This is a genomic window from Bacillus sp. SIMBA_031, assembly GCF_046535225.1.
Taxonomy (GTDB): Bacteria; Bacillota; Bacilli; order Bacillales; family Bacillaceae; genus Bacillus; species Bacillus velezensis.
This window is the reverse complement of record NZ_JAWRXC010000001.1, coordinates 191,007-213,629: the sequence shown is the minus strand read 5'-3', so window position 1 is coordinate 213,629 and position 22,623 is coordinate 191,007. Positions and strand designations below refer to the sequence as shown.

At 48.7% G+C, this 22,623-nt stretch carries 27 protein-coding genes, 1 pseudogene and 1 riboswitch; of the genes and pseudogenes, 16 read left to right on the top strand and 12 right to left on the bottom strand.

The features are described from left to right. Positions 1–33 precede the first annotated feature (33 nt). The 4 genes from cypC to SB724_RS01105 form a co-directional block, all read right to left on the bottom strand. Positions 34–1,284: a CYP152 family fatty-acid peroxygenase CypC gene (cypC, locus tag SB724_RS01120; RefSeq protein ID WP_410569800.1), complete on the bottom strand. Its 1,251-nt coding sequence runs from the start codon at positions 1,282–1,284 to the stop codon at positions 34–36. A 132-nt stretch (positions 1,285–1,416) separates the two neighbouring features. Beyond that, a complete protein-coding gene (locus tag SB724_RS01115; RefSeq protein ID WP_410569798.1) occupies positions 1,417–3,066 on the bottom strand; it encodes a methyl-accepting chemotaxis protein in 1,650 nt (549 codons plus the stop codon). Continuing rightward, positions 3,063–4,040: a BMP family lipoprotein gene (locus SB724_RS01110; protein ID WP_410569796.1), complete on the bottom strand. Its 978-nt coding sequence runs from the start codon at positions 4,038–4,040 to the stop codon at positions 3,063–3,065. The genes SB724_RS01115 and SB724_RS01110 overlap by 4 nt, the downstream gene beginning before the upstream one ends. Before the next feature lie 171 nt (positions 4,041–4,211). Further along, positions 4,212–5,108: a CvfB family protein gene (locus SB724_RS01105; protein WP_180960760.1), complete on the bottom strand. Its 897-nt coding sequence runs from the start codon at positions 5,106–5,108 to the stop codon at positions 4,212–4,214. Positions 5,109–5,207: 99 nt separating this feature from the next. Here SB724_RS01105 and SB724_RS01100 point away from each other — a divergent pair, with 99 nt between their 5' ends. The 4 genes from SB724_RS01100 to SB724_RS01085 all read left to right on the top strand — a co-directional run bounded on the left by SB724_RS01100 (position 5,208) and on the right by SB724_RS01085 (position 9,200). Continuing rightward, on the top strand, positions 5,208–5,699 hold the full coding sequence (locus SB724_RS01100) for a YajQ family cyclic di-GMP-binding protein (RefSeq protein WP_012117263.1): 492 nt from the start codon (positions 5,208–5,210) through the stop codon (positions 5,697–5,699). A gap of 100 nt (positions 5,700–5,799) precedes the next feature. Further along, a riboswitch (SAM riboswitch) is annotated at positions 5,800–5,922 on the top strand. A gap of 89 nt (positions 5,923–6,011) precedes the next feature. Further along, the gene (locus tag SB724_RS01095) at positions 6,012–7,853 is read left to right on the top strand and encodes a bifunctional homocysteine S-methyltransferase/methylenetetrahydrofolate reductase (protein ID WP_410569794.1); all 1,842 of its coding nucleotides are present in this window, start codon (positions 6,012–6,014) and stop codon (positions 7,851–7,853) included. 82 nt (positions 7,854–7,935) lie between these two features. Next, positions 7,936–8,376 (top strand): GNAT family N-acetyltransferase, encoded by a 441-nt coding sequence (locus SB724_RS01090; protein ID WP_007409151.1) that lies wholly within the window; start codon positions 7,936–7,938, stop codon positions 8,374–8,376. 197 nt (positions 8,377–8,573) lie between these two features. Then, positions 8,574–9,200 (top strand): pentapeptide repeat-containing protein, encoded by a 627-nt coding sequence (locus SB724_RS01085; protein ID WP_061581892.1) that lies wholly within the window; start codon positions 8,574–8,576, stop codon positions 9,198–9,200. Positions 9,201–9,207: 7 nt separating this feature from the next. Here SB724_RS01085 and pdxR read toward each other — a convergent pair whose 3' ends face one another. Next, complete coding sequence (pdxR, locus tag SB724_RS01080; protein WP_410569791.1) at positions 9,208–10,644, bottom strand: MocR-like pyridoxine biosynthesis transcription factor PdxR; 1,437 nt, start codon at positions 10,642–10,644, stop codon at positions 9,208–9,210. Positions 10,645–10,769: 125 nt separating this feature from the next. On the opposite strand from pdxR, the gene SB724_RS01075 reads away from it, so the two are divergent. Together SB724_RS01075 and SB724_RS01070 are read left to right on the top strand one after the other, a co-directional pair. After that, a complete protein-coding gene (locus tag SB724_RS01075; RefSeq protein WP_410569789.1) occupies positions 10,770–11,378 on the top strand; it encodes a LysE/ArgO family amino acid transporter in 609 nt (202 codons plus the stop codon). A gap of 54 nt (positions 11,379–11,432) precedes the next feature. Beyond that, complete coding sequence (locus SB724_RS01070) at positions 11,433–11,927, top strand: DinB family protein (RefSeq protein WP_410569787.1); 495 nt, start codon at positions 11,433–11,435, stop codon at positions 11,925–11,927. Positions 11,928–11,972: 45 nt separating this feature from the next. Here SB724_RS01070 and iolX read toward each other — a convergent pair. Then, positions 11,973–12,281, bottom strand: a pseudogene (gene iolX, locus SB724_RS01065) (scyllo-inositol 2-dehydrogenase); the annotation flags it as partial. Between the two features lie 35 nt (positions 12,282–12,316). Next, the gene (locus tag SB724_RS01060) at positions 12,317–13,180 is read right to left on the bottom strand and encodes an AraC family transcriptional regulator (RefSeq protein ID WP_032874405.1); all 864 of its coding nucleotides are present in this window, start codon (positions 13,178–13,180) and stop codon (positions 12,317–12,319) included. Between the two features lie 122 nt (positions 13,181–13,302). On the opposite strand from SB724_RS01060, the gene SB724_RS01055 reads away from it, so the two are divergent. Continuing rightward, entirely contained in the window at positions 13,303–14,670 is a 1,368-nt protein-coding gene (locus tag SB724_RS01055; protein ID WP_032875187.1) for an MATE family efflux transporter, read from the top strand. Positions 14,671–14,705: 35 nt separating this feature from the next. On the opposite strand, the gene SB724_RS01050 is transcribed toward SB724_RS01055, so the two are convergent. Together SB724_RS01050 and asnB are read right to left on the bottom strand one after the other, a co-directional pair. Continuing rightward, positions 14,706–15,446, bottom strand: a complete 741-nt coding sequence (locus SB724_RS01050; RefSeq protein WP_265972248.1) for a squalene/phytoene synthase family protein — start codon at positions 15,444–15,446, stop codon at positions 14,706–14,708. Positions 15,447–15,531: 85 nt separating this feature from the next. Beyond that, entirely contained in the window at positions 15,532–17,373 is a 1,842-nt protein-coding gene (gene asnB, locus SB724_RS01045) for an asparagine synthase (glutamine-hydrolyzing) (RefSeq protein WP_265972249.1), read from the bottom strand. A gap of 175 nt (positions 17,374–17,548) precedes the next feature. On the opposite strand from asnB, the gene SB724_RS01040 reads away from it, so the two are divergent. Further along, complete coding sequence (locus SB724_RS01040) at positions 17,549–18,091, top strand: DUF2777 family protein (protein ID WP_265972250.1); 543 nt, start codon at positions 17,549–17,551, stop codon at positions 18,089–18,091. A 35-nt stretch (positions 18,092–18,126) separates the two neighbouring features. After that, positions 18,127–18,360, top strand: a complete 234-nt coding sequence (locus tag SB724_RS01035; protein ID WP_410569784.1) for a hypothetical protein — start codon at positions 18,127–18,129, stop codon at positions 18,358–18,360. Here SB724_RS01035 and SB724_RS01030 read toward each other — a convergent pair. Both SB724_RS01030 and SB724_RS01025 read right to left on the bottom strand, forming a co-directional pair. Further along, on the bottom strand, positions 18,357–18,713 hold the full coding sequence (locus tag SB724_RS01030; RefSeq protein WP_007409161.1) for a YisL family protein: 357 nt from the start codon (positions 18,711–18,713) through the stop codon (positions 18,357–18,359). The genes SB724_RS01035 and SB724_RS01030 overlap by 4 nt on opposite strands. A 93-nt stretch (positions 18,714–18,806) precedes the next feature. Further along, positions 18,807–19,712, bottom strand: a complete 906-nt coding sequence (locus tag SB724_RS01025; protein ID WP_031378473.1) for a fumarylacetoacetate hydrolase family protein — start codon at positions 19,710–19,712, stop codon at positions 18,807–18,809. Positions 19,713–19,928: 216 nt separating this feature from the next. Between SB724_RS01025 and SB724_RS01020 the strand changes: the two genes are divergently transcribed. The 7 genes from SB724_RS01020 (at position 19,929) to SB724_RS00990 (ending at position 22,283) form a co-directional block, all read left to right on the top strand. After that, positions 19,929–20,144 (top strand): aspartyl-phosphate phosphatase Spo0E family protein, encoded by a 216-nt coding sequence (locus SB724_RS01020; protein WP_007610516.1) that lies wholly within the window; start codon positions 19,929–19,931, stop codon positions 20,142–20,144. Between the two features lie 189 nt (positions 20,145–20,333). Further along, the gene (locus tag SB724_RS01015) at positions 20,334–20,555 is read left to right on the top strand and encodes a spore germination protein (protein WP_003155135.1); all 222 of its coding nucleotides are present in this window, start codon (positions 20,334–20,336) and stop codon (positions 20,553–20,555) included. A gap of 12 nt (positions 20,556–20,567) precedes the next feature. Continuing rightward, positions 20,568–20,804 (top strand): spore germination protein GerPB, encoded by a 237-nt coding sequence (locus SB724_RS01010; RefSeq protein ID WP_007409164.1) that lies wholly within the window; start codon positions 20,568–20,570, stop codon positions 20,802–20,804. 35 nt (positions 20,805–20,839) lie between these two features. Next, positions 20,840–21,457 (top strand): spore germination protein GerPC, encoded by a 618-nt coding sequence (gene gerPC, locus SB724_RS01005; RefSeq protein WP_003155139.1) that lies wholly within the window; start codon positions 20,840–20,842, stop codon positions 21,455–21,457. Continuing rightward, entirely contained in the window at positions 21,454–21,630 is a 177-nt protein-coding gene (locus SB724_RS01000) for a hypothetical protein (protein ID WP_003155141.1), read from the top strand. Before gerPC ends, SB724_RS01000 begins: the two co-directional genes overlap by 4 nt. Continuing rightward, positions 21,630–22,025 carry a spore germination protein GerPE gene (locus tag SB724_RS00995; protein ID WP_007610514.1) on the top strand — a complete coding sequence of 132 codons (396 nt, stop codon included), beginning with the start codon at positions 21,630–21,632 and terminating at the stop codon, positions 22,023–22,025. Before SB724_RS01000 ends, SB724_RS00995 begins: the two co-directional genes overlap by 1 nt. Positions 22,026–22,064: 39 nt before the next feature. Continuing rightward, positions 22,065–22,283, top strand: a complete 219-nt coding sequence (locus SB724_RS00990; RefSeq protein ID WP_003155143.1) for a spore germination protein — start codon at positions 22,065–22,067, stop codon at positions 22,281–22,283. Between the two features lie 43 nt (positions 22,284–22,326). Here SB724_RS00990 and SB724_RS00985 read toward each other — a convergent pair whose 3' ends face one another. Continuing rightward, positions 22,327–22,620: an HNH endonuclease gene (locus tag SB724_RS00985; protein WP_410569781.1), complete on the bottom strand. Its 294-nt coding sequence runs from the start codon at positions 22,618–22,620 to the stop codon at positions 22,327–22,329. Positions 22,621–22,623: the final 3 nt, after the last annotated feature.

Genomic DNA, 22,623 nt, shown 5'->3' with positions numbered 1-22,623 from the left:
CTTGTCTTAGAAGAAAGAGGGCTGTTTTTTGTTCTATATGCGTCTAACATCACTTATCACGAATCCGCTTTCAGGCAATGCCGGCATTCTGGACAGGCTGAAGCTCAAATCTTGGGACGGAACATCGTACTCTATTTCATTGGCAAGAAACGCAAGGGAAGTTTTCATGACTTCCACGGTCATTCCCTCACCCGGACAGCGGTGGCCGTTAGCCGGATCACCTCCGCCCTGGGGAATGAAATCAAATTTATTTTCCTCCCGCCCCTGAAAACGTTCCGGGCGAAATTCATTCGGATTCTCCCAAAGCCGGGAATCATGGTTTGTCCCATATAGGTCAAGCATGACGGAGGCACCCTTTTTAAACTCACAGTTCTTCCATACAAAATCTTTTTTCACAACGGCTCCTAAAAACGGGGCAAACGGGTAATACCGCCGAACTTCATGTGCAAATCTTTCGGCCTCCTGATCATCTCTCGATCTCAGTTTGCCCCGATATTCAGGGTAATCATGCAATGCAAGAGCTGAAAACGTAATAAAGTAAGAAATGGCGGCAATCGGGCGCAGAACATTAATAAGCTCAACAGCAGCCATGTGAGAATCAAGTCTGTTCCCGTCAAGTTCTGTATGTAAAGCCATTTCATACAAGGCTGAGCCCTCCGGCGTTTGCAGCTTGTCGGACCGCACATCCTCAATGACCTCCTCTATCCATTTCTCCGTTTTCAGCCTCGCCCTTCTGCCTTTCCAATGACGCGGTCCGACAGCGCCGAATGCGTCTACCATATCGGTGAAATCCTCCGCCCGCTCTTTCACTTCTGAGTCTTTCAGCGGGACGCCGGCCCACTCACAGGCAGCCCGGCACAGCACTTTCTTCGCTTCATCAAAAAGGACAATTCGGTTTGAACCCTCCCACATTTCCGCAGATGCTTTCCACTGTTTTGCCACCGCTTCCGCAAGCCGTTTTTGCCGGGGCGGCGTCATCAGTGACATAAATAGAAGCTTCCTGTGCTTATGCCGTTCACCGTCCATTGCCTGGATTGCCCCTGTTCCGAATAACGTTTTCTGCACCCGTTTGGGGAGGGCCTGCTGCCGCTGAAATCGTTCTGTGTCATAAAAAAGCTTTGCGGCTTCCGCTCCGCTCATACAAATGAATGTCTTCCCTAATAAACGGGCGCGAAACACATCTGAGCGATAATTCTCCGCTCGTTTTTTCACAAATACATAACCATCGCGTAATAAAGCCAGACTATTATCAAGACCCTTTTCCTGCGGAATTTGTTCATCCATCCCGATTCCTCCCTTCTTTTTTCACCTTTCACGAAAAAGAATAAATATAAACACATATATATTCAGTATTTGTGTTTCATTCAGAAGTTACTCATGTCAGGCTGCAAAAATCAGGGGCGGGGCAAAAGCCCGTTACAAAGTAAACCGGCGGACCTGATCGTTTAACCGCTCTGTCAGGCTCACCAGATTATTGACGCTTTCCGCCATTTTATGAAAAGAAGACAGCTGCTCAAGCGCGGAGGCAGAAATCTCTTCGCTTCCCGCAGCCGTTTCCTGAACGACGGCGCTGATGCTTTCGGCATGATGCAGCACTTGCTCACCAAGCTGTTTCGATTCGATGATCCGTCCGTCCAATTGAGTAAGCTCCGCTTTAATATGGGCGGCTTTTTGTTCAATATGGGCGAATGATTCTGACGTTTTCTCCATCAGCTCCTGCTGTCTGTCCGCTAAAGCGACGCCGGTCGTGACAGCTCCGGTAATAGACGTGATGCCGTCTTCAATTTGCTTTACCATATCGAAAATCTGCGCGGTCGCTTTGGCTGATTCGTCTGCGAGCTTCCGTATCTCCTCGGCAACGACGGCAAATCCTTTTCCGGCCTCGCCTGCTCTGGCCGCCTCGATTGCGGCGTTTAATGACAGCAGATTGGTCTGGCCCGCAATGTCAGAAACGGTCTGCGCCATCATACTGATGCCTGCCGCATGCTCTATGAAGAGATCGGCGGCTTCGGAAATCTCTTTTGATGTCTCATTGCTTTTATCAATGGCTTGCTTGGTTTCGGCTAAAGCACCGCGCCCCGCAGCCACCGCCGCAATCGTCTCTTCACTGCTTCTCGTCGTTTGTTTTGAACGTTCGGCGTTCGCCTTTGAATGTTCATCCATTTGTTCAATGAATTGCACCGCATGCTGCAGATCTTCTGAAATGGTTTGGGAGCCTTGCGCCATTTCTTCCGTCGACACGGACACCTGCTCGGTCATGTCCTTCAGCGTCTGGTTTTCCTTCGTCAAACCTTCCGCGAAAGTCTCGACTTCACGGCCGACCTCTCCGATCGCCTGAATTAAGGTGCGGAGCTGTTCAGCCATCATTCCGAATGAGTCATTCAGCTCTTTCAGTTCGTCCTTCCCTTTATAATCAAGCATTTCAACAGCAAGATTCCCTCCTGCAATACGACGGGCATTTTCAGCCATACGGCGGATCGGCCCTGCGATTCTCTTCGTCAGCCTGATGGAAGATATGACGGTGACGGCAAGTATCACGATGGTCAGCACGGCTGCGCTGTAAACGATAAACTGAATCTGGTCAGCCGTCTGCTTCTGCATGTCTTCATAATAATCCCGGCTTTTCAGATTCAGCATATAAATATCATTCAGAAGACCGTTGATGCGGGCCGCCGTCCTTGTCGCTTCAGCCGGGCTTTTCGAATCAAGAGCAGCGTCCGCCTCCGCCTGCCATGTTTCGTATTTTTTGGCGAGTTTGTCATAAGCGGCTTTGTCCGCATCGTCCGTCATCGTTTTTTTGAGCGCCGCCAGTTTGTCTGAGCTGCTTTTCATATAGCTTCGCACATCTTCTTTCTGGGCGTCTGCGAGCGTATAGGAATAGCCGGTGATGCTTTCTTTTAACGTATTAAGGTCAGCTTTTGCTTCCTGGACGTTTAACAGCGCGTCCACTTCATCTTCATTTGAAGCCTGAATCTTCATCATGTTTACGATGGTAAAGCCGATGACGGCGGCGAAGCAAATCATCGTAACGGCTGCGTTAACGAGCAGCCTTGTCCGTAATGTCACTTCAGATCGCCTCCTTTTTCAATCAGACTGTTTTTCATATCCGTGATCTTTTTCGTCAGCCCGCCTGCGTTTTTGACAACTCTGATCTTAGCTAAGTCCATGCCGTTTTCCTTCAGTCCGTAAACGATCTCTCCGCTTTTGATCTCCTTGTTGTCTGTTAAATCTTTCGCCAATTCATAGATGACTTGGTCGACGTTTTTCACTAAAGAAGAGATAACGGCGTGCTCGGCGGTGTAATATTGATCGCTGTCAACACCGATGGCATATACTTTTTGCGCCTCCGCTTCTTTCAGAGCGCCGACACCCGTGAAGCCGGCCGCCGTAAACAGGACATCGGCTTTTTTTCGGATCATGTTTTGGGCGATGCCCTTCCCGAGCTTATCATCATCAAACGTCCCGCTGATGTCCGACAGCACGCGGATTCTCGGTTTGACTGATTCCGCCCCTTTCAGATAGCCTTTTTTAAACCGTTTAATGACGTCGGCATCTGAACCGCCGATAAATCCGATCGTGCCGGTTTTGCTCGTCATGGCCGCCAGCGCTCCGGCTAAGAAGCTTCCTTCATCCTCTTTAAACGTGACGGAGGTGACATTATCCAGGTCTGATACGGAATCAATCAGCACAAACCGCTGCTTCGGATATTTTTTGGCGACCTTTTCTAAATCCGCCTGCATGCTGTAACCGAGCCCCACCACAAGATCATTGCCTTCCCGGACAAGCTGTGTCAGTCCTTTTTCGTATGTACCGGTATCTTTTATTTCCCGATAGTCAAATGTGATGCCGAGCTCGTCTCTCGCTTTCATCAAACCTTGAAAGCCTGAATCATTAAATGATTGGTCGCCGAGGCCGTTGTCTGTCAGCATGATACCGATTGTTTTCGTTTTGTCGGCCGCCGGTTCCTCAGATTTGCCGGCACATCCCGCCGTGCTGAGCGCAAGCAGCAGTACAGCCGCAAATATCGCCATTTTTCTCATTGAAACTCTCCTTTTGTTTTTTTCTATAGTTATATATCGGTTCGGATGTCAGAATATTTTATTTCAATAAAATATGTATGTTCGGCAGGGTGATAAACAAATGAGGGCCATAGGAGCTTTTGAGAAAATAAAAAACATCGGTTTTGGTTCACCGATGTTTTTGCAGAACATTTATTGTTTTTCGTATGTCCAGCCGTCTTCCTGATACACTTTGCCGTTTTTCATCAGGTGCCCGAGCGCCCGCTTAAAGGCGGCTTTGCTTAAATGAAACCGTTCGCGGATATCGTCAGGATGGCTTTTGTCTCCGTATGGCATCGCGCCGTTTCTTGATCTCAGATAGGTCAGAATCTCTTCCGCGTCAACCGAAAGCGCATCCTGCTTTCTCGGCAGCAGAGACATGTTGACCGAGCCGTCTTCCTTCACCTCGATGACACGCCCTGTCACGCGGCTGCCGAGTCTCGGCTCATCTTTTCTTTCTGAAGGGTGAATAAACGCGCGGATGCCTTCATCGGTAATCAGAAAAGAGCCTGATGCGATCAGTCTGTACACCGTACCCGTCAGGTCTTTATTCATGACGTCTTCCTCTGCATCCGTAAATAATTCACTGATGATATCTTCAGGCGCCGGCTTGGCAAACATGCGCCCGCGGCTTGTCACCTTCAGCATGCAATACAGTCTGTCTCCTTTTTGCGGCCAGACGGATTTGTACGGAGGCAGGTGCTCCGTTGCGACGAGCGCGTCTTTTGACAGACCGACGTCGACGAATACGCCCATATCTTCCACAGCGTCCGTCACTTCCACCCATCCGTAGTCATAAAAGCTGATGAGCGGCTTTTTCATCGTCGCCGCGAGTCTTTCCTGATGATCGACGTAAATAAATACGTCCACTTCATCTTTGTCTTCGATATCCTCTGTGATTTCACTGTTATGTAAAAGAACCGTATCCTCGCCGTCGGTTAAAAAATAACCGAAATCGGTTTGGTGATCTATACTAAGCGTGAGCTGCTGCCCTGGTCTCATGTTATCGTCCTTCCTGATTCGCCCGTATGAGGCTGATGTTTTTCTCATTTTTTCCAATATGCATAAATTCATGCCTTATGCTGTTGGACATTTCTCTTTATTCTACTATAATCAACTCATAAGTGAAATGTTATAGGAGGTTTTCTCATGGCAAAAGAAAGTTCTTTTGATATTGTATCCAAAGTTGAATTTCCCGAAGTGCAGAATGCGATTCAGATGACGCTGAAAGAAATCGGCACGCGCTATGACTTTAAAGGATCGAAAAGCGATGTAACTTTAGAAAAGGAAGAACTTGTCCTGATTTCTGATGACGAGTTTAAACTGAATCAGCTCAAAGATGTGCTGAGCGGCAAGCTGATCAAACGGGACGTGCCGACGAAAAACATTGAATACGGCAAAATCGAAAATGCCTCGGGAGGCACGGTGCGCCAGCGCGCGAAGCTTGTACAGGGCATTGATAAAGACAACGCCAAAAAAATCAACGCGGTGATTAAAAACTCCGGCTTGAAGGTCAAGTCGCAGATTCAGGACGACCAAGTGCGCGTCACCGGAAAAAATAAAGATGATCTGCAGCAGATTATTGCAGCCGTCCGCGGAGCAGACCTGCCGATTGACGTTCAATTTATTAATTTTAGATAAATTATGTGATTCCTATTGATTATTGTCTCTATTTTCGGTAAATTTGGAGAAAGGGATTTTCACAGTTAAGTTTTGGAAACCCATGACAATTACATGAACGTTCTTATCAAGAGAAGCCGAGGGACTGGCCCGACGACGCTTCAGCAACCGGTGTAATGGTTTAACCCAAACCATGACCAAGGTGCTAAATCCAGCAAGCTAAAAACAGCTTGGAAGATAAGAAGAGAGACAAATGATTACAAAGTCTTCTTCTTAAGAAGACTTTTTTTATTTCTCTTTTTTCCTTGCTGAATGTGACGAAGGAGGCAAACAATGGGACTATTACAAGACTTAAAAGAACGGATTTTAATCGGTGACGGCGCGATGGGCACTCTCCTCTATTCCTACGGCATTGACAGATGTTTTGAGGAACTGAACGTATCAAAGCCCGAAGAAATCAAGCGGATACATAAGGCTTACGTGGAAGCCGGGGCAGACATCATCCAGACAAATACGTACGGCGCGAATTTTATTAAGCTCTCAAGATACGGACTTGAGGATGAAACGAAAAAAATCAATCAGGAGGCGGTCAGAATCGCGCGCGCTTCCTCAGGCGGCGCTTATGTATTGGGAACGATGGGCAGCATCCGCACCTTTAACAAAAACGCCTACAGCCTGGAGGAGATTAAACGCAGCTTTCGGGAGCAGCTTTATTTATTGCTGCACGAAGAGCCGGACGGCCTGCTTCTGGAAACATACTATGATTTAGAAGAGGCCCGCGAAGTGCTGAAGATAGCGAGAAAAGAAACGGAACTTCCGATTATGCTGAACGTATCCATGCACGAACAGGGCGTGCTGCAGGACGGAACGCCGCTTCGGGAAGCACTCAGGTCCATTGCCGATCTCGGCGCTGACATAGCGGGAATCAATTGCCGGCTCGGCCCGTACCACATGATTGAAGCGCTCACCGAAGTGCCGATTTTCCGTGACGCTTATTTATCGGTCTATCCGAACAGCAGCCTTCCGTCTTTAGAAGAAGGCCGGCTTGTTTATGATACGGACGATGCCTATTTCCGGGAGAGCGCCGTACAGTTCCGCACTCAGGGCGCGCGCATTATCGGCGGCTGCTGCGGTACGACGCCAAACCATATCAGAGCCATGGCTGAAGCGGTTCGCGGCCTTTCCCCCGTCACTGAGAAAGAAGTGAAAATCAGACGGGAAGAAGAAGTCATCTCAGTCCGCAACGAACGGACCGAGCCGGGTTTAAACGAAATCGCCGCTAAAAAACGGTCAATTATCGTGGAGCTTGATCCGCCAAAAAAATTGAATTTTGACAAATTTCTGCAAGCGGCGGCTGAATTAAAAGAAACCGGCATAGAAGCGCTGACGCTCGCTGACAATTCATTGGCGACACCGCGGATCAGCAATGCCGCCTGCGGTTCATTGCTGAAAGAGCGCCTTGATATCCGTTCTCTCGTTCACATTACATGCAGAGACCGCAACATCATCGGCCTTCAGTCACATTTAATGGGGCTGGATACGCTCGGGCTCACCGACATTTTAGCCATCACGGGCGATCCTTCAAAAATCGGCGACTTTCCGGGGGCTACCTCCGTCTATGATTTAACGTCCTTTGACTTGATCAGGCTGATTAAACAATTCAACGAGGGCATTTCTTTATCAGGGAAACCGCTCGGCAAGAAAACGAACTTTTCCGTAGCCGGAGCATTTAATCCGAATGTCCGCCATCTTGATAAAGCAGTAAAACGGCTGGAGAAAAAAATCGAGTGCGGAGCTGACTACTTCGTGTCCCAGCCTGTCTACTCGGAGCAGCAGCTCATTGACATTCATCATGAAACGAAGCATCTCAAAACACCGGTGTATATCGGAATTATGCCGTTAACGAGCAGCCGCAACGCAGAGTTCATTCATCATGAAATCCCGGGCATTAAGCTGTCAGACAGCATCCGCGAAAAAATGGCGCTCGCCGGCGAAGACAAGCGAAAGCAGAAAGCCGAAGGCCTCGCCATCGCCAAATCGCTTCTCGACACGGCGTGCGAACTGTTTAACGGAATTTATTTAATCACCCCGTTTCTCCGTTCTGATTTGACGTCAGAGCTTGCAGCTTATATTAAGCAAAAGGATGAAAAGCGGGCTGATGTATATTTGCATTGACGCGGAAGAGGCCGCCTGATATGACAGGCGGCTTTTTCATGGTACGATACAGAAAAAGAATCAAGCAAAGGAGGATTTTTTCATGGTTGAAGTAAAACCCATCACCGCAGAAGACACATACGCGATCAGACACAGCGTGCTGCGCCCCCATCAGACGATTGAGGATTGTAAATATGATCAGGACAGCGTCAAAGGAGCCTTTCATCTCGGAGGTTTTTACGACGGGACATTGATCAGCATCGCTTCTTTCTACCCGCAGAACCAGCAGGCTTTACAGGCAGCGCCCGCCTACCAGCTGCGCGGCATGGCGACGCTTGAGGAATACCGGACGCAAAAAGCGGGAAGCACGTTAATCGCCTATGCAGAACGGAAACTGGCAGATATGGGGGCGGCGCTTGTCTGGTGCAACGCCAGATGTCACGTAAAGGGATATTACGAAAAGCTCGGCTGGAAAAGCACGGGCAGCCCCTTTGACATACCCGGCATCGGCCCGCATGTGATCATGTATAAAGAACTCGCCTGAAACAGAAAAATGCCCTTGGGAACATGTCTCTAAGGGCATTACTTTTAATGTCACGTCTGCTTTTATATGCGACATTATTGACGCCCTCCCGCTTTTTTAATACCCTTTGTACATTACACAACAGCAAGGATGGCAGGCAGAAAACAATATCTGTCAATTGCCGTTTTCAGCTATTAATTCAGAAAAGGAAGTATGAGATGAATACGATCCAAAAACCGAAAATCCCGAAAGAATTGCCGGTGCTTTCTTTCACAGAAGCGCTTCAGGACGACCTCATCAAAGAAGTCGTCATAGAAAACGCCGTGATAAGCGGCAAACTGGACGGCCTGCGCGCCGAAAAAGTCATTTTCAGAAACACCGTTTTTACGGATGTCTCTTTCAGACATATGGAATATACGGATGTCCTGTTTGACAAATGTGATGTCTCAAACGCTGACTTCAGCGGAAGCATCATCCATAGAACGGCGTTTCAGCATTCAAAACTTCTCGGCTTGAATCTGGCGGATTCCGCCATGCGTCATGTACGGTTTGAAGACTGCCTCGCAAATTACAGCTCCTTCAGCTATTCCAATATGAAGCATGTCCGGTTTGACTCGTGCGGCCTTTCAGAAAGTGAGTGGAATGATGCCGTTCTTGAATACACAGATCTTGACGCCTGTGATTTGAACGGCTCAAATTTTATCGGCACGTCTCTTTTTAATATGGATATCAGCACGTGCACATTTGATCACCTGCACGTCTCACTTGAGAAGCTGAAAGGATGCCGCATCTCTCCGTCTCATGCCGTTACATTCGCAGAAGCGCTCGGAGCCATTGTGACGTGATCTTTTATTAAATGAAACGGCGGGCGATGTCCGCTATCGTTTGAATGCCTTTTTCCAAGTCCGGTAAGGATGCGTACGAATAGGAAAGACGCAGGCTTTGCCGGTCTTCGGGAAGATAGAGAGCTCCCGGATTGATCAGTACGCCGGCCTCCAAGGCACGGATGAAAAGCGTCTGAACGGTGAATGCTTTATGGAAGGTGACCCAGATATAAAAGCCCCCCTCCGGCACACGCCACTCCGCAATATCTCCCGCGTATCTTTCAAGAAAACGCAATGCCGCATCTCTCCTGATTTTGAGTTCCTTTCTGAGACGCAAAAGGCGCGCTTCATAGCGGCCGCTTGACAGCCATTGACATGCCGCCCATTGAGATAAAGCACTGGAGCCGTAATCCGTCTGCATTTTAATATCGGCGAGCCTGTCTGCAACCGGCTCAGGGGCGACGACCCATCCGATGCGCAGACCCGGGCTTACGGTTTTTGACAGCGTGCCGATATACAGTACATTCCCCTCACCGTCCATCGATTTTAACGGAGGCGGCGGTTCTTTATCGATCCATAAATCACCGTATGCGTCATCTTCAATGACAGGCAGGCGGTGGTTTCTTGCGAGCGCGATGAGTTCCTTCCTCCGCTTAAGTGACATTACCGTTCCGGTCGGATTATGGAATGACGGAATGGTGTACAGCAGCCCTGCTTCGTATTGCCGACGGTAAGCGGGAAGATGATCCGTTTTGATTCCGCTCCCATCCATCGGCACTCCCTTAAGCCTGACGCCCGCTGATTGAAACACACGCAGGGAATGGAGATACGACGGGTTTTCAGTCAGCATGACGGAGTTTGGTTTTAGCAGCCCGATTGAAATGAGCTGAAGCGCCTGCAGCGCGCCTGAGACGATTACGATGGATGCCGGGGACGCGTGAATCCCCTTTGTTTTCAAATGTTTCGCGACGCTTTGCCGAAGCTGCAGGCTGCCCTTCGGTTCTTCATAGCCGAGCGCAAAAATGTTAGTTCCACGGAACAGTTCGGCCATCTCCTGCTCAGGCAGCAGCTCTTGACTCAGCTCACCCGTCCCCAGCCTGATCAGATCCAGACGCGGCTCGTTTTGATTAATGGCCTGAATCAAGGATGAATTCGGCTGATGACTCCCCGATGTAACGTATGTGCTCCAATCAAGGGGCTTAACCGCTGCCATGATGCTCCACGTATTGTTGACGACCTTTGTGCCTCCCCCTCTTTTTCCTTCCAGAAGACCTTGGGCGATTAACTCATCAACTGCTGCCGTCACTGTGCTTCGGTTGACCTGAAGCTCCTCGGCGAGCTTTCTTTGTGAGGGAATTTTCGTGCCGATGGTCCATTCGCCATGAAGTATTTTTTCTTTTATATGCTGTTCGATCTGGAGATAAAGCGGTATGTGCGACTCCCGATCCGGACGCCAGCTGTTCATACGTCATCCCTCCTTCTTTATTTATTATACATTTGGCTGGTTCAAGTACCAGCCAAATGGCCGGAGACATCAGCACACAGTGCGGCTACAATAAGATTTAGTTGACGATTGGAGGGTTTTACGAAATGAATGCCATTCTTCACGGAGTGATGCTCGCTTTCGGCCTTATTTTGCCATTGGGCGCGCAAAACGTGTTTATTTTTCAGCAGGGAGTCTGGCAAAAACATGTGTGGCAGGCGTTCCCCGCAGTGATTGCCGCCGCGGTATGCGATACGATTCTCATCAGCGCGGCCGTCGCAGGCGTGTCAATGATTATTGCAGAGATTCCGGTTTTTCAGACCGTCATGCTTATAGGCGGCTTTTTGTTTCTCAGTTTTTTAGGCTGGCAGACTTGGAGAAGCAAACCGCAGGCCGAACAGGCGAAAAAAACGGTTTTCTCGGCAAAAAAACAGGCGGTCACGGCCGCCATGGTATCCCTTTTGAACCCGCATGCGATTTTGGATACCGTCAGTGTCATCGGCACAAGCTCCGCCGCCTATCCGGGAATTGATAAATGGCTGTTTGCCGGTGCTTGTATCGCGGTTTCCTGGGTATGGTTCGCCGGACTGGCATTCGCGGGACGGCTCGTTCAAACGGCGGATACAGGAGGCCGGCTCCTCGGCATCCTGAATAAATGCTCGGCATTGGTGATGTGGGGTGCTGCTTTTTATTTTGCGGCGCTTTTGTTTCGATAAAAGGAATTCGGCCAGGTCATGTTGAATGTACCGGAAGGAAGAGGGGGAATTGGAATGTCAGACATTTTAAAGCTGTATCACTACCACAGATGGGCAAATGAGCAAGTTATTCAGCATTTGAAGACCCTGCCCGCGGCAAGCTTACAGCAGAAACTGGATAGTGTTTTTCCGACTGTGAACGCCGTGCTTGTGCATATATACCGGGCTGATTACATTTGGCTTCACGTGCTTTACGGAGAAACTTTCGAACAAATCGTCTCGCAGTTTGATCAATTTGAAAAGCTTGACGGAGATTTTGAGGCGATTGAACATAGAATGACTGAACTGGACAAAGAATACAGCGAATTTTTAAGAGAATTGGAGAACTTGGAAGGTCCGATCTCCATTTCTCATCCGCGTATGGGAACGCTTCAGACGACATATGCCGATGTGATCCGGCATGTTGTGAATCACAGCACATACCATCGCGGCAATATCACCGCGATGCTTCACCAAATGGGCTATAAAGGCGTGCCGACTGACTACATTTTTTTCTCATACGAATCATAAAAAAGCAAAGGCCTCCCGGGCCTTTGCTTTTTTACTTCGAATCTATCATAATCCGGCATAGCCGGAGGCGCCCGGGGTGAGCTTTACAAGCCTTCCGGTTTTAAAAGATTCCGTCGCGGCGATCCCGATTTCTAAGTTAATCGCGGCATCGATGTCTGTCACAATCGGCGTTTCCCCTTTTTTTACACATTCGGCAAAGTGCTCAAGCTCCAGAGGGTAAGCGTCTTTAAAACGTGCTTGAAAATCCGGAATAATTTCGCAGCTGCTGCCGGACTCCGTTAAAACGGTGACATGGCTTTTCCGCAGTGTACCGACCAAGATGCTTCCCGCCGTCCCGATCACTTCGGCGCGGATAAACCGCCTCCTACTTTTTGTTCTCTGGTTTTAGGTCAGTCCGTTTTCCGGCTTACGAATTTGCGGTATTCAAGCGGCGAAATGCCTTCAATCTGTTTAAACAGTTTGGAAAAATAGGTCGGGTCTTCCATACCGATGGCATCCGCGATTGTCCCCATTTTGTCATTGGTTGCGGACAAAAGACGTTTCGCCTCCGTCATTCTGACTTTGTTCGTATACTGGCCGGGCGTGACGCCGAGCACCTGCTGCATACAGCGGGTCACGTAGTCTTGGTTGTAATGAAGAGCCGAAGAGAGCGCTTTAATGGTTGTTTTCTCCTGATAGTGCTCCTGCAGGTACCGGGCGGCCTCCCATGCGACTCTTTCCTTTGCGGACGGGATTTGGAACGCTTCCTTCTGAAGATGGAGCAGCAGCTCTTCAAACAGAATCTGCTTTCTGAGCGGCAGGTCGGAATTCTCGGCGCTGTCATCTGTCAGCACACTGAATTGCCCGGCCATAAACTGCGGACGTCTCACCTTCCCTTTTTGCGGCAGGGACAGGCGGTAGCGGGACGGCTCTTCAAAGCTCCCTTTTTTTCGCCTCAGCTCTGACCAGTTGTTCCCGGTTGTTTCCGTCACCTCGTAATCCGCTCCTTCAAAATGAAGCCACGAATAGGATGTCGTTTCTTCACTGCCTTTTGTCCCGTAATGTTCAAGGCCGGGAGAAAGCAGAATATATTCTCCGGCTTCAACGGAAAAGGCGTTTTCGTCTTCTGTAATGTAGAGGACGCCTTCTTTCACATACAGCAGATCAAACACCGGGAAGACCCGTCTCACATGGGTTTCGCCTTTTTTGAACACTCCTTCTCCCGCAGCGATAAAGACCGGGAACGGAGGAACTGTGAACTCGAGAAAGGACATATTTTCGGCCCTCCTTTTTAAGTCGGATTTTTGCAAGAAGTTTCGTTTCTCTCCCTTTTTATTATAAGGAAATGGAGGTACACTTTTAAACGTTGATTTTTTCAGGAAAGGGGTTAAAAGAAATGAAACAAGCGATTTTAAAACGGGCTGCATTCAAACAATCCTCTGATCACAAACTCTCATTATACGCGCTGACTTGGCCGATATTTATTGAGGTTTCATTATATATGTTTATGGGAAACGCCGACACTCTTATGCTTAGCCAATACTCTGACAACAGTGTGGCGGCCGTGGGTGTCAGCAATCAGATTTTAAATTTAATTATCGTGATGTTCAGCTTTATCGCAACGGGTACGACAATTGTGATTTCACAGTTTTTAGGATCTAAACAGAAAAAAGAGGCGCAGGAAGTGGCTTATGTATCAATAGGAGCGAACTTTGTCATCAGTCTCGCCATCAGCGCCGCCATATTTTTTGCGGCCGTTCCGCTGCTTCATGTGATGGGTCTTTCCAATGAATTGATGCCGGATGCCAAAGTCTTTTTGCAGGTGGTCGGCGGGCTGTCCTTCATTCAGGCTTTGATTATGACGTTCAGCGCCATTTTAAAAAGCTACGGTCATACGAAGGATACGATGTTCGTTACGATCGGGATGAATATTTTAAATATTGCCGGAAACTTTCTTGTCATTTTCGGGCCGCTCGGCCTTCCGGTGTTAGGCGTCGCCGGTGTTGCGATGTCAACGTCCTTTGCGCGGTTCATCGGGCTGATCGCGATGATTGTGATCGTCAAAAAACGCATCGGACTCGGTCTGACATGGCAAAAGATTTTTCACGTCCATAAAGAGCACTTGCGGAAACTCCTGAAAATCGGGATTCCGTCTGCCGGCGAACAGCTGTCTTACAACATTTCACAAATGGTTGTCACTTATTTTATCGCCATTATGGGCGCTCAGGCGCTTACAACAAAGGTTTATACACAAAACATCACCATGTTTATCCTGCTGTTCGGAACGGCGATCAGCCAGGGCACACAGATTTTAATCGGCAGATATATCGGCGCCAAACGGTTTGACGACGCTTATGACCGCTGCATGAAAAGTCTGTACTGGGCGCTTGGCATTGCCGCTTTGACATCCGTGATCATGACCTTGTTTTCAAAGCAGCTGATCGGAATTTTCACAAGCAGTCCTGACATTATTGCGACGGCGAGCATGCTGATCGCCATGACGATCATTCTTGAGCCCGGCCGTTCATTTAATGTCATTATCATCAACTCACTGCGGGCTGCCGGAGATGCAAAATTCCCCGTCTACATGGCGATGATTTCCATGTGGGGTATCGGACTGCCTCTCGCTTATCTGTTCGGCATCCATTTCGGATTAGGGCTTATGGGCATCTGGATTTCATTTATCGCGGATGAATGGGTCAGAGGCATTCTTATGTACAGAAGATGGCGGTCGCGGATTTGGATTCAAAAAGGGATTGCATAAACGCCCGAAGCTTCGTTATGAAGCCGGGCGTTTTTTTATGCTTGCGAAAGCTGTTTTCTCATGTCACCGAGCTCTGACCGGTAATGTGCCAGCAAACCGGTAACGGCGGGCCTTGAGTATAACGGAAACAGCTCCAGCTCTTCAGACGCCTCCTCGAAATACGCCTCGGCCTCGAATGCGATGTACTCCCATACATTCATAAAAGCTTTGTTGACGGTATAGCTCTCCAGCTCTTCTTCCGTATAGCCGAATTGCTTCATCACCTGGCGCGGGAGACGCTTTTTCGCCCGCTCGTCCGTATGGACCCCCAGAAGCACCCGGGTCAGCTGAATGGCTGCTCCTAATGAAACGGCTGCATGGCGGAGTTTCTCTTGGTTCCGGCGCGCACAAACCGGCAGCAGCAGCAGGCCGAGGGCTCCGCCTGTTTGGCCCGCATACATCAGCAGGTCATCAAACTCTTGATACGTTACTTTTTCTCTGTCAGAGATTTGGCCGGCGATAAACTCACGTAACGGCTCTTCTTCAAGCGCAAATTGCTGCCGCACATCGGTGAGCGCCTCCCACAAAAAGCCGTCGGCGCGTGCACCGTTCAGAAAGTCTTGTGCCGCCTGTTCAAATCCCCCAAGTTCCTGCACATCAAGCCGATCAGCTTCGTGAAACAAAGCAAGCACCGCCCATGCGGCCCGCCTGTTTTTTGGCGGCAGGGATGAGAAAGTCCGTTTATATAAAGGAAAGTGCGCCTCGGCAAGCTGGGCGCATGTTTCGTATTCGGTCATGGTATCACTCCTCTGTTTTTTAGTGTACCACATGTTTCACAATAAAAAGACCGATATCCTTCAGCGGAAACCGGTCGCGGCACTGTTATTCTTCTATATCGATACGGTACGCCTCAAACCATGTATGGATCTGGGCAAGATGGGCGATCAGCTGCGGGCCTTTCATCAGCTGGCCGAACCACGGAACCTGAAAAGATGAACCTTCTGTCTCCAGCAGCATTTCCAGCTTCTTTCTGTCAAGCAGGGTGTGAAGCACGGAATCTTTCTGTTGTAAAATCGTTTTCAGCCATTCTGTGACCCCCTGCGTGTATTTCGGATGATGCGTTTTCGGATAAGGGCTTTTTTTGCGGTACAAAATATCTTCAGGAAGCAGTCCTTCAAGCGCTTTCCGCAAGATGCCTTTTTCCCGGTTGCCATGCATTTTCATTTCCCAAGGAATATTCCAAACGTATTCCACAAGTCTGTGGTCGGCGAACGGCACCCGTACTTCAAGACTTGCGCCCATGCTCATGCGGTCTTTGCGGTCGAGCAGATTTGTCATAAACCAAAGCATATTTAAGTAGAACAGCTGCCGTCTCGCTTTATCTGTTCCCGTCTCACCGTCTAACAGCGGCGTTTCCGCAATGGTTTCTTCATATCTCGCATTCACGTATTCTCTAAGATTCAGCCGTTTTTGCCACTTTTCATCCAAGAGCGTGATTCTCTCCTCAGTCGACCTCATCCAAGGAAATCCGTCTTCTTCTGCCGCGGTGTGAAACCACGGATATCCGCCGAAAATTTCGTCCGCACATTCTCCGGAAAGGCTCACGACAAAATCTTTTTTAATTTCCCGGCAGAACCATAATAGCGAGGAATCAACATCAGCCATGCCCGGAAGGTCTCTGACGAGAACGGATTCCTCCAGATGTTCAACCAGCTGATCCTGCGTAATCACGCACTTATGATGCTGTGTGCCGAATGCATTTGTCATTTTATCGATCCACGGGCCGTCATCATTCGGCTGAAAGGCGCTCGCTTTAAAAAATTTGCTGTTCTCCTCATAATCAATTGAATAAGTATGAAGGGGATCTCTGCCTTGTTTCTCAAAATGAGCGGCGGCTATCGCGGTTATCGCGCTCGAATCAAGCCCCCCTGATAAAAACGTGCAAACCGGCACGTCAGATACGAGCTGGCGTGTCACTGCATCCTGAAATAAGTACCGAATGTGAGCCGCGGTTTCATCGAGGCTGTCTGTATGCTTTTCGCTCTTTACATTCCAATAACGCCATATGGACAAACCGTCCTTTGAGAAAGTGAACGCATGGGCGGGACGCACCTCGTGAATTCCTTTAAACACCCCGCAGCCCGGAGTTCTGGACGGCCCGAGTCCGAATACTTCCGCAAGTCCGCCGCTGTCTGTGCGGGCTTTCACATCAGGATGAGCAAGGATGGCTTTCAATTCCGACCCGAACAGAAAGGAAGAGCCGTGTTCTTTATAAAAAAACGGTTTGACGCCGAGCCGGTCTCTTGCCCCGAACAGCCGCTTGCGCTTTTCATCCCAGATGGCAAAAGCGAAAATACCGTTCAAGCGGTCCACGCACTCCTCCCGCCACTCAATATAGCTGTGCAGCAGCACTTCTGTATCAGAGGTCCTCTCAAAACGGTGGCCCCTCGCCTGAAGCTCCTTCCGCAATTCCTCCGTGTTATACAGCTCGCCATTATAAATGATGGTGTACGTTTCCTCTTGATGCGTGCAGGCCATCGGCTGGCGGCCGCCTTCAATGTCAACGACCGAAAGTCTTTTATGTCCGAATAAAACATGGGGCTCTCCCCAGACGTTTGAATCATCAGGCCCTCGTTTTGAAAGAGTGTCTATCATATTGTTCATAATATGTTTCTCTTGGACGAGCTGCTTTTGAAAATCGACCCAACCCGCAATTCCACACATGTGATATCAGCTCCAATCCCGTTTCTGTCGGTATCAAATTCGTTTCTATCAGCACTTTACCCAGTTTATGCAAAGAAACGCAGATAGTTGATTTGTCCCACTAAGAGTTGTATGAGACAAGCCCGATTTGGAAAGAACGGAAGAGAAGAAACAAACAAAGGAGACCGGCACGGTTATGAAACGAAAACAGCTTTTCTCAGAAAAAAACAAATGGGGGCGCGGCACCCTGATGATAGAGGACGGCATCTGCCTCGTCGAAAACGATGAAGGCGATATCCTGCTTGCAGACAGTCTAGGAAACGCAGACGTATTGATGAAACGCGGCGGCAGATGGCAGCCGGCACGGATTTGCGGCGGCGCGGCCGAAATCGGCGCAGACACCATCCCCCTGCTCGGCGGGGAAGAAATCCATTATGAAAAGGCGGTCAAACGGCCGCTGTTAACCTTGCTCGATTCGCTGGACGATGAAACGTTTCTGCTGTTTCTCAGCCATCTTCACGGGTTCGGCCTGTCTGTATATGATTGCGTATTTTCCTACAATCAGGCGCTGTTTTCCGGTGAAGGCGTTTCGTTTTATCACTTCTCGGCGGATGACGCACAATGCGCCCTGCAGCATTACCGCGGCAGCTCGGGTAAACACGACAGATTTGAATGGACGGCATCTGACGGGCGGCGCTCCATTATGTATTCAGCGGCAAAACAAGACGGCACCGCGTAACAAAAAGGCGGCACCTTTTAAATAGGTGCCGCCTGATGTATTCAGCTTTGTTTTTCACGCTGATTGACGGCCTGCGTTTGCTTTTACCCTTCACAGCCGTAGCTTTTGCGGTAACAAGAGTGATTGACGCTTTTGGCATCCTGCACATCACCTTCGCCTCATCAACATCCCCTTGTCACGGCATTTCTCATTCAGCGGCACAGTTGCGCAAAATGTATGCGCAACTAAAAAAACCCGGATACATCCGGGTTTTTCAAGCGATTGATTAAAATACGTGAAAGCCGATCGGCAAGTGAAGGCCGAGCAGCACCGTCAGGACGAGCACGATAATAAAACCGATCCACAGTCCGCCGGTTGATTTGCCTTTTTTCTTGCGGATGACGAGCATTTCCATCAGTCCGATGGTAATGATGCCGAGCAGCATTTTTCCGGCGTACTCTCCGTTCCAATTCGCAAAACGGACGAAAAGCTCAGCTCCGGTCAGAATAATAATAATGTAGAATAAGCGCAGAATCATATGCGTAATTTTTGCGCCCTTCGCTTTTCCGGAACCGTACAGCCCGTAGCTGACAAACACCAGGATAAGCGCAACGACCCATGAAGTAATATGCCAATGTGTCATTATGTTCAATTCCCCCTATCAGATCAATCTGCCTCACTTATGGTACCACAACAAGCCGCTCGGAGCATTATCAATCGTGCGAAAGACACACAATTATCCGATTTGGTTCGACAGCGTGCCGATCGGTTCAATTGTAATGTCAATGCGGTCCCCCGGCTTTAAAAATTTCGGCGGCTTAAATCCTTTTCCGACACCGGACGGCGTCCCCGTCGCTATAATGTCACCGGCTTCAAGCGTCATTCCTTTTGACAGCGTTTCGATTAATTCAGCTATCGGAAAAATCATGTCACCCGTTGATCCTGATTGGCGCAGTTCTCCGTTCACCCGCGTTTCAACTTTCAGGCTTTGCGGATCACTGACGGCCGACTTATGTACAATGACCGGGCCCATCGGGCATGTCGTATCCAGGCTTTTGCCGATAAAAAACTGTTTATGTTTTTTCTGCAGATCGCGCGCTGTTATATCATTTACAATTGTATAGCCGAATATATGGTCAAGCGCATGTTCTTTGGAGATGTGCGATCCGCTTTTTGATATGATTACCGCAAGCTCCCCTTCATAATCAAGCTGCTCCGTTACGTCCAAGTGGCTGTCCACTGTTTCTCCGTGTCCTGTAACGGCAGCGGGGGCTTTCGTAAAAACCATGGGATGCTCCGGTATATCCGCCTCACTCCCCATTTCAACGGCATGATCACGATAATTTTTCCCGATGCAGATCACGTTCTTTGAAGGTCTCGGAATAGGCGCACAAAGCTTTACGTCTGACAGCGCATACATAAATGAACCCGACTCGTCATTCGGTTTTTTCGCCCATTCCGCAAGCTGTCCGGCATGCGCGACAAACTTATCTCCTTTTTGAATGCACTCGATCAGCGAACCCGGAATCGTCTCAAGTTCAAACAATTTTTTTTCAGCCTTTTGCAGATCTAAGATTTTGTCATCATCAATGATCAGACCGACAAATGTTCGGCTGTTCAGTTCCCCTGTCGCAAATTTCATGTTAATCCCCCATCATTTTTAAATCTGGCATTCCTTTATGTATTCTTCCTCCGGCGGGAAATTCCTCTTTTAAACAGGCTGAAAATAAGTGTAAAAGAGTATCAAAAATTGTCACTTTTTTAGTCATATTGACGAAATAAAACCTTCTTGCGCAAAATGGGTTATACTATTATCATCCTATGTTTTCCAAAATAATCGAGAATTGGAGATCACACGATGAACAAAATTGAAGAAAAAAGATTAACTTTATTCGAGACAGCGCAAAAATTCGGAATCAATGCGACGGAGACCATCAGGTGCAGCCAGGAGCTGGACAGCCTTTTAAACGGGTGCCGGGGCGGGCTCATCCAACAAACGAAAGATAGCGGGCTGAACCCGTCCGCACAGATTGAGCACGGCCGCACCGCAGGAAAAAAAGAGGTTTTCTCATAAACGTGATATGTATATAAATCTGTATCATTTATGTATAAGACCCGGCATGCATAAAGCGCCGGTGTTTTTACGTCTAAAGTTTTTTCCGCTCACAAAAATGTGCATTTGTCATAAGCTATTTTAGGCAGGCAGCCCAGATAAGCTCCTGGAGTGCAGTCATGAAAATCTTCACGAAAAGGATGTGCTCGTATGCCCGCAATTGTCGGAGCGTTTAAAATTAATGCCGTCGGTACGAGCGGAGTCGTTCATATAGGCGACTGCATCACCATTTCTCCAAAAGCAGAGGTTAAGACATTTGCCGGAGCGGGCAGCTTCAATACCGGAGACAATCTCACACTGACGAATTACAGGAATTCAACGAATGTGTACGATAATGATGTAATCGATCAGCCGATGGCAGGAAATGCATAAAGGAGGCGCCGTATGAATTTTTACGTCAATCAGTCGATCCATATCAATTACATGCGTGTAGAATCTGTCAGCAATTCCTCCATACTGCAAATCGGAAGCGCCGGTTCAATTAAATCTCTTTCCAATCTGTACAATACAGGGAGTTATGTTGAGCCGGCGCCGCCTGTCACCGCGGGGCAGCAGACTGTAACAACAGGGGGAGGTCCCGGCACCTCATCATTTGTACCGCTCCAGCCGCCAAGCCGGTAGTTTTAATGAAGGAAACGAGACGCGAGGTGAATGTCATGTATGATCAATCCGTTTCATCCTACCTGCAGAATTTAAATTCTTTCGTCCAGCAGCAGGCGCAGCAGATTCAGGAGCTCGAACGGCAGCTGAAAGAATTCCAAAATGAAATTTCAACGCTGAAGCAGCAGCCTTCTACAAGAATCGATCGGCTCGAGTATAAATTTGATCAGCTGAAAATTGAACGGCTGGAAGGAACGCTGAATATCGGATTGAATCCGACTGATCCGAATGCCGTGCAAAACTTCGAAGTCGGCCAGACATCTCCGCAGGTCGGAATGATGCAGCAGGAACAGGCGGGCCAGCAAATGCAGCAAATCCGCCAAAACGTCGATATGTACCTGAATGAAGAAATCCCCGCGCTTTTAGAGCAGCTCGAAACTCAGTATGAGAGCAGGCTGGACGAAACGAACAAATATCATATTATTGAAGATATCAGAAAGCAGATGGACAGCCGGATTCAGTATTATCTGTCCCATGTCCCGAAAGAAGAAAACACGGCGCCCGCGCAATATGCCGAGCAGATTGCCGAACATGTGAAGCGTGATATTGTCAGGGCCGTTGAGCACTTTATTAAACACATACCTGGTGAAATGAAAGGTGATGATCCGTCATGATTTTTACAGTGATTAACCGGAATATTGAAGTCGGCGACATCCGGTCTACCGGTGTGTCCAGTTCTTCCTTATTATTAATCGGCGACACCGATTCCGTCTATCTGTCTTCCATCTTTGACACGCCTCCGGAATCTCTTATTATCGGGCCTTATGTGCCGCTGGCGCCGGAATAATGTTAAAGCGCATTTCACGCCTCCGGAACGCCAAAATCAATTCAGTCGGGATTGCGAGTGTCTTTCAAGCAGGCGATACGAATGAAATCAATATGCGGATCAAAGTATTGGCCGATCAGCGTACTATTGCCTTATACAGAGACGATGAAGGCTCATTTAACAAAAAAGAATACCAGATCTTTCGGCAGCCGGCCGTCATGCCGTTACCGGAAACGGGAGTCCAAAGCGCATTCTGCCATGAAAACCCTTCAATTCGGGTAAGGAATGTGAAAGTTCAAGGGGTATCGTCAGCGTCCGTGGTTCAAATCGGATCCACGTCGATCGTTCTGGGAGATTCGCGGCTGAAACATATTAGGCAGATTGTCACACCAAGCTCACAATCACAGCAGCCCTGACATATAATGACGGTGAGACTTCTATAAAGGGTGTCGTTTATGCCAGCAATTACCGGACCTATAGCTATCAATTCCATATCGGGCGGAGTCGTAAACTTTGGTGATTCCTTTTACCTTTCTCCAAAAAGCTCTTCTAAATCTGCGCTCGGTTCGGGAGCAGGCAATACCGGAGATTTCCTGTTATTAAACAACGTTGTCAATGCGACAAACTATATAGACCCCGATGTCAGCGATCAAAATGTGGTAGGAAACGCCTAAAAAGCAGCCGCTCTTTCAGAAGAGGGCTGCTTTTGGTTCAGCGTTATGTTCGTTCATTTGCTTTTTTTGTTTTTACAAGCTTTTCCGGCGGCTGTTTTCTGATCCATTTCACAAACCGCGCGAGTTTCGGGTCACGCCGCAGCTCTTCTATTCCCGCGAGCCTTGCCGCAAGCTCCTGATTCGTATAGAGCGCGTGAACCTGTTTATGACAAGGGGTGCAGAGCATTGCGGTCGGAAGGAATGTCCCGCCTTCTTCCTTAGGCGTTAAGTGGTGCTCCGTCAGCCGCACATGATGGCGGCCGCATAATTCACATGTGCCCTCGGCAGAATCGGCCATGAT

Coding starts and splice junctions, on each gene's coding strand:
- SB724_RS01060 (WP_032874405.1), bottom strand. CDS start 13,180: ATGTCCTTTCTCGAGTTCACAGTTCCTCCGTTCCCGGTCTTTATCGCT.
- SB724_RS01070 (WP_410569787.1), top strand. CDS start 11,433: ATGTCAGACATTTTAAAGCTGTATCACTACCACAGATGGGCAAATGAG.
- SB724_RS00990 (WP_003155143.1), top strand. CDS start 22,065: ATGCCAGCAATTACCGGACCTATAGCTATCAATTCCATATCGGGCGGA.
- SB724_RS01000 (WP_003155141.1), top strand. CDS start 21,454: ATGATTTTTACAGTGATTAACCGGAATATTGAAGTCGGCGACATCCGG.
- SB724_RS01075 (WP_410569789.1), top strand. CDS start 10,770: ATGAATGCCATTCTTCACGGAGTGATGCTCGCTTTCGGCCTTATTTTG.
- SB724_RS01025 (WP_031378473.1), bottom strand. CDS start 19,712: ATGAAATTTGCGACAGGGGAACTGAACAGCCGAACATTTGTCGGTCTG.
- SB724_RS01015 (WP_003155135.1), top strand. CDS start 20,334: ATGCCCGCAATTGTCGGAGCGTTTAAAATTAATGCCGTCGGTACGAGC.
- SB724_RS01040 (WP_265972250.1), top strand. CDS start 17,549: ATGAAACGAAAACAGCTTTTCTCAGAAAAAAACAAATGGGGGCGCGGC.
- asnB (WP_265972249.1), bottom strand. CDS start 17,373: ATGTGTGGAATTGCGGGTTGGGTCGATTTTCAAAAGCAGCTCGTCCAA.
- gerPC (WP_003155139.1), top strand. CDS start 20,840: ATGTATGATCAATCCGTTTCATCCTACCTGCAGAATTTAAATTCTTTC.
- SB724_RS00985 (WP_410569781.1), bottom strand. CDS start 22,620: ATGGCCGATTCTGCCGAGGGCACATGTGAATTATGCGGCCGCCATCAT.
- SB724_RS01035 (WP_410569784.1), top strand. CDS start 18,127: ATGTATTCAGCTTTGTTTTTCACGCTGATTGACGGCCTGCGTTTGCTT.
- SB724_RS01095 (WP_410569794.1), top strand. CDS start 6,012: ATGGGACTATTACAAGACTTAAAAGAACGGATTTTAATCGGTGACGGC.
- SB724_RS01090 (WP_007409151.1), top strand. CDS start 7,936: ATGGTTGAAGTAAAACCCATCACCGCAGAAGACACATACGCGATCAGA.
- SB724_RS01100 (WP_012117263.1), top strand. CDS start 5,208: ATGGCAAAAGAAAGTTCTTTTGATATTGTATCCAAAGTTGAATTTCCC.
- SB724_RS01055 (WP_032875187.1), top strand. CDS start 13,303: ATGAAACAAGCGATTTTAAAACGGGCTGCATTCAAACAATCCTCTGAT.
- SB724_RS00995 (WP_007610514.1), top strand. CDS start 21,630: ATGTTAAAGCGCATTTCACGCCTCCGGAACGCCAAAATCAATTCAGTC.
- cypC (WP_410569800.1), bottom strand. CDS start 1,284: ATGGATGAACAAATTCCGCAGGAAAAGGGTCTTGATAATAGTCTGGCT.
- SB724_RS01050 (WP_265972248.1), bottom strand. CDS start 15,446: ATGACCGAATACGAAACATGCGCCCAGCTTGCCGAGGCGCACTTTCCT.
- SB724_RS01110 (WP_410569796.1), bottom strand. CDS start 4,040: ATGAGAAAAATGGCGATATTTGCGGCTGTACTGCTGCTTGCGCTCAGC.
- SB724_RS01105 (WP_180960760.1), bottom strand. CDS start 5,108: ATGAGAAAAACATCAGCCTCATACGGGCGAATCAGGAAGGACGATAAC.
- SB724_RS01030 (WP_007409161.1), bottom strand. CDS start 18,713: ATGACACATTGGCATATTACTTCATGGGTCGTTGCGCTTATCCTGGTG.
- SB724_RS01010 (WP_007409164.1), top strand. CDS start 20,568: ATGAATTTTTACGTCAATCAGTCGATCCATATCAATTACATGCGTGTA.
- SB724_RS01020 (WP_007610516.1), top strand. CDS start 19,929: ATGAACAAAATTGAAGAAAAAAGATTAACTTTATTCGAGACAGCGCAA.
- pdxR (WP_410569791.1), bottom strand. CDS start 10,644: ATGAACAGCTGGCGTCCGGATCGGGAGTCGCACATACCGCTTTATCTC.
- SB724_RS01085 (WP_061581892.1), top strand. CDS start 8,574: ATGAATACGATCCAAAAACCGAAAATCCCGAAAGAATTGCCGGTGCTT.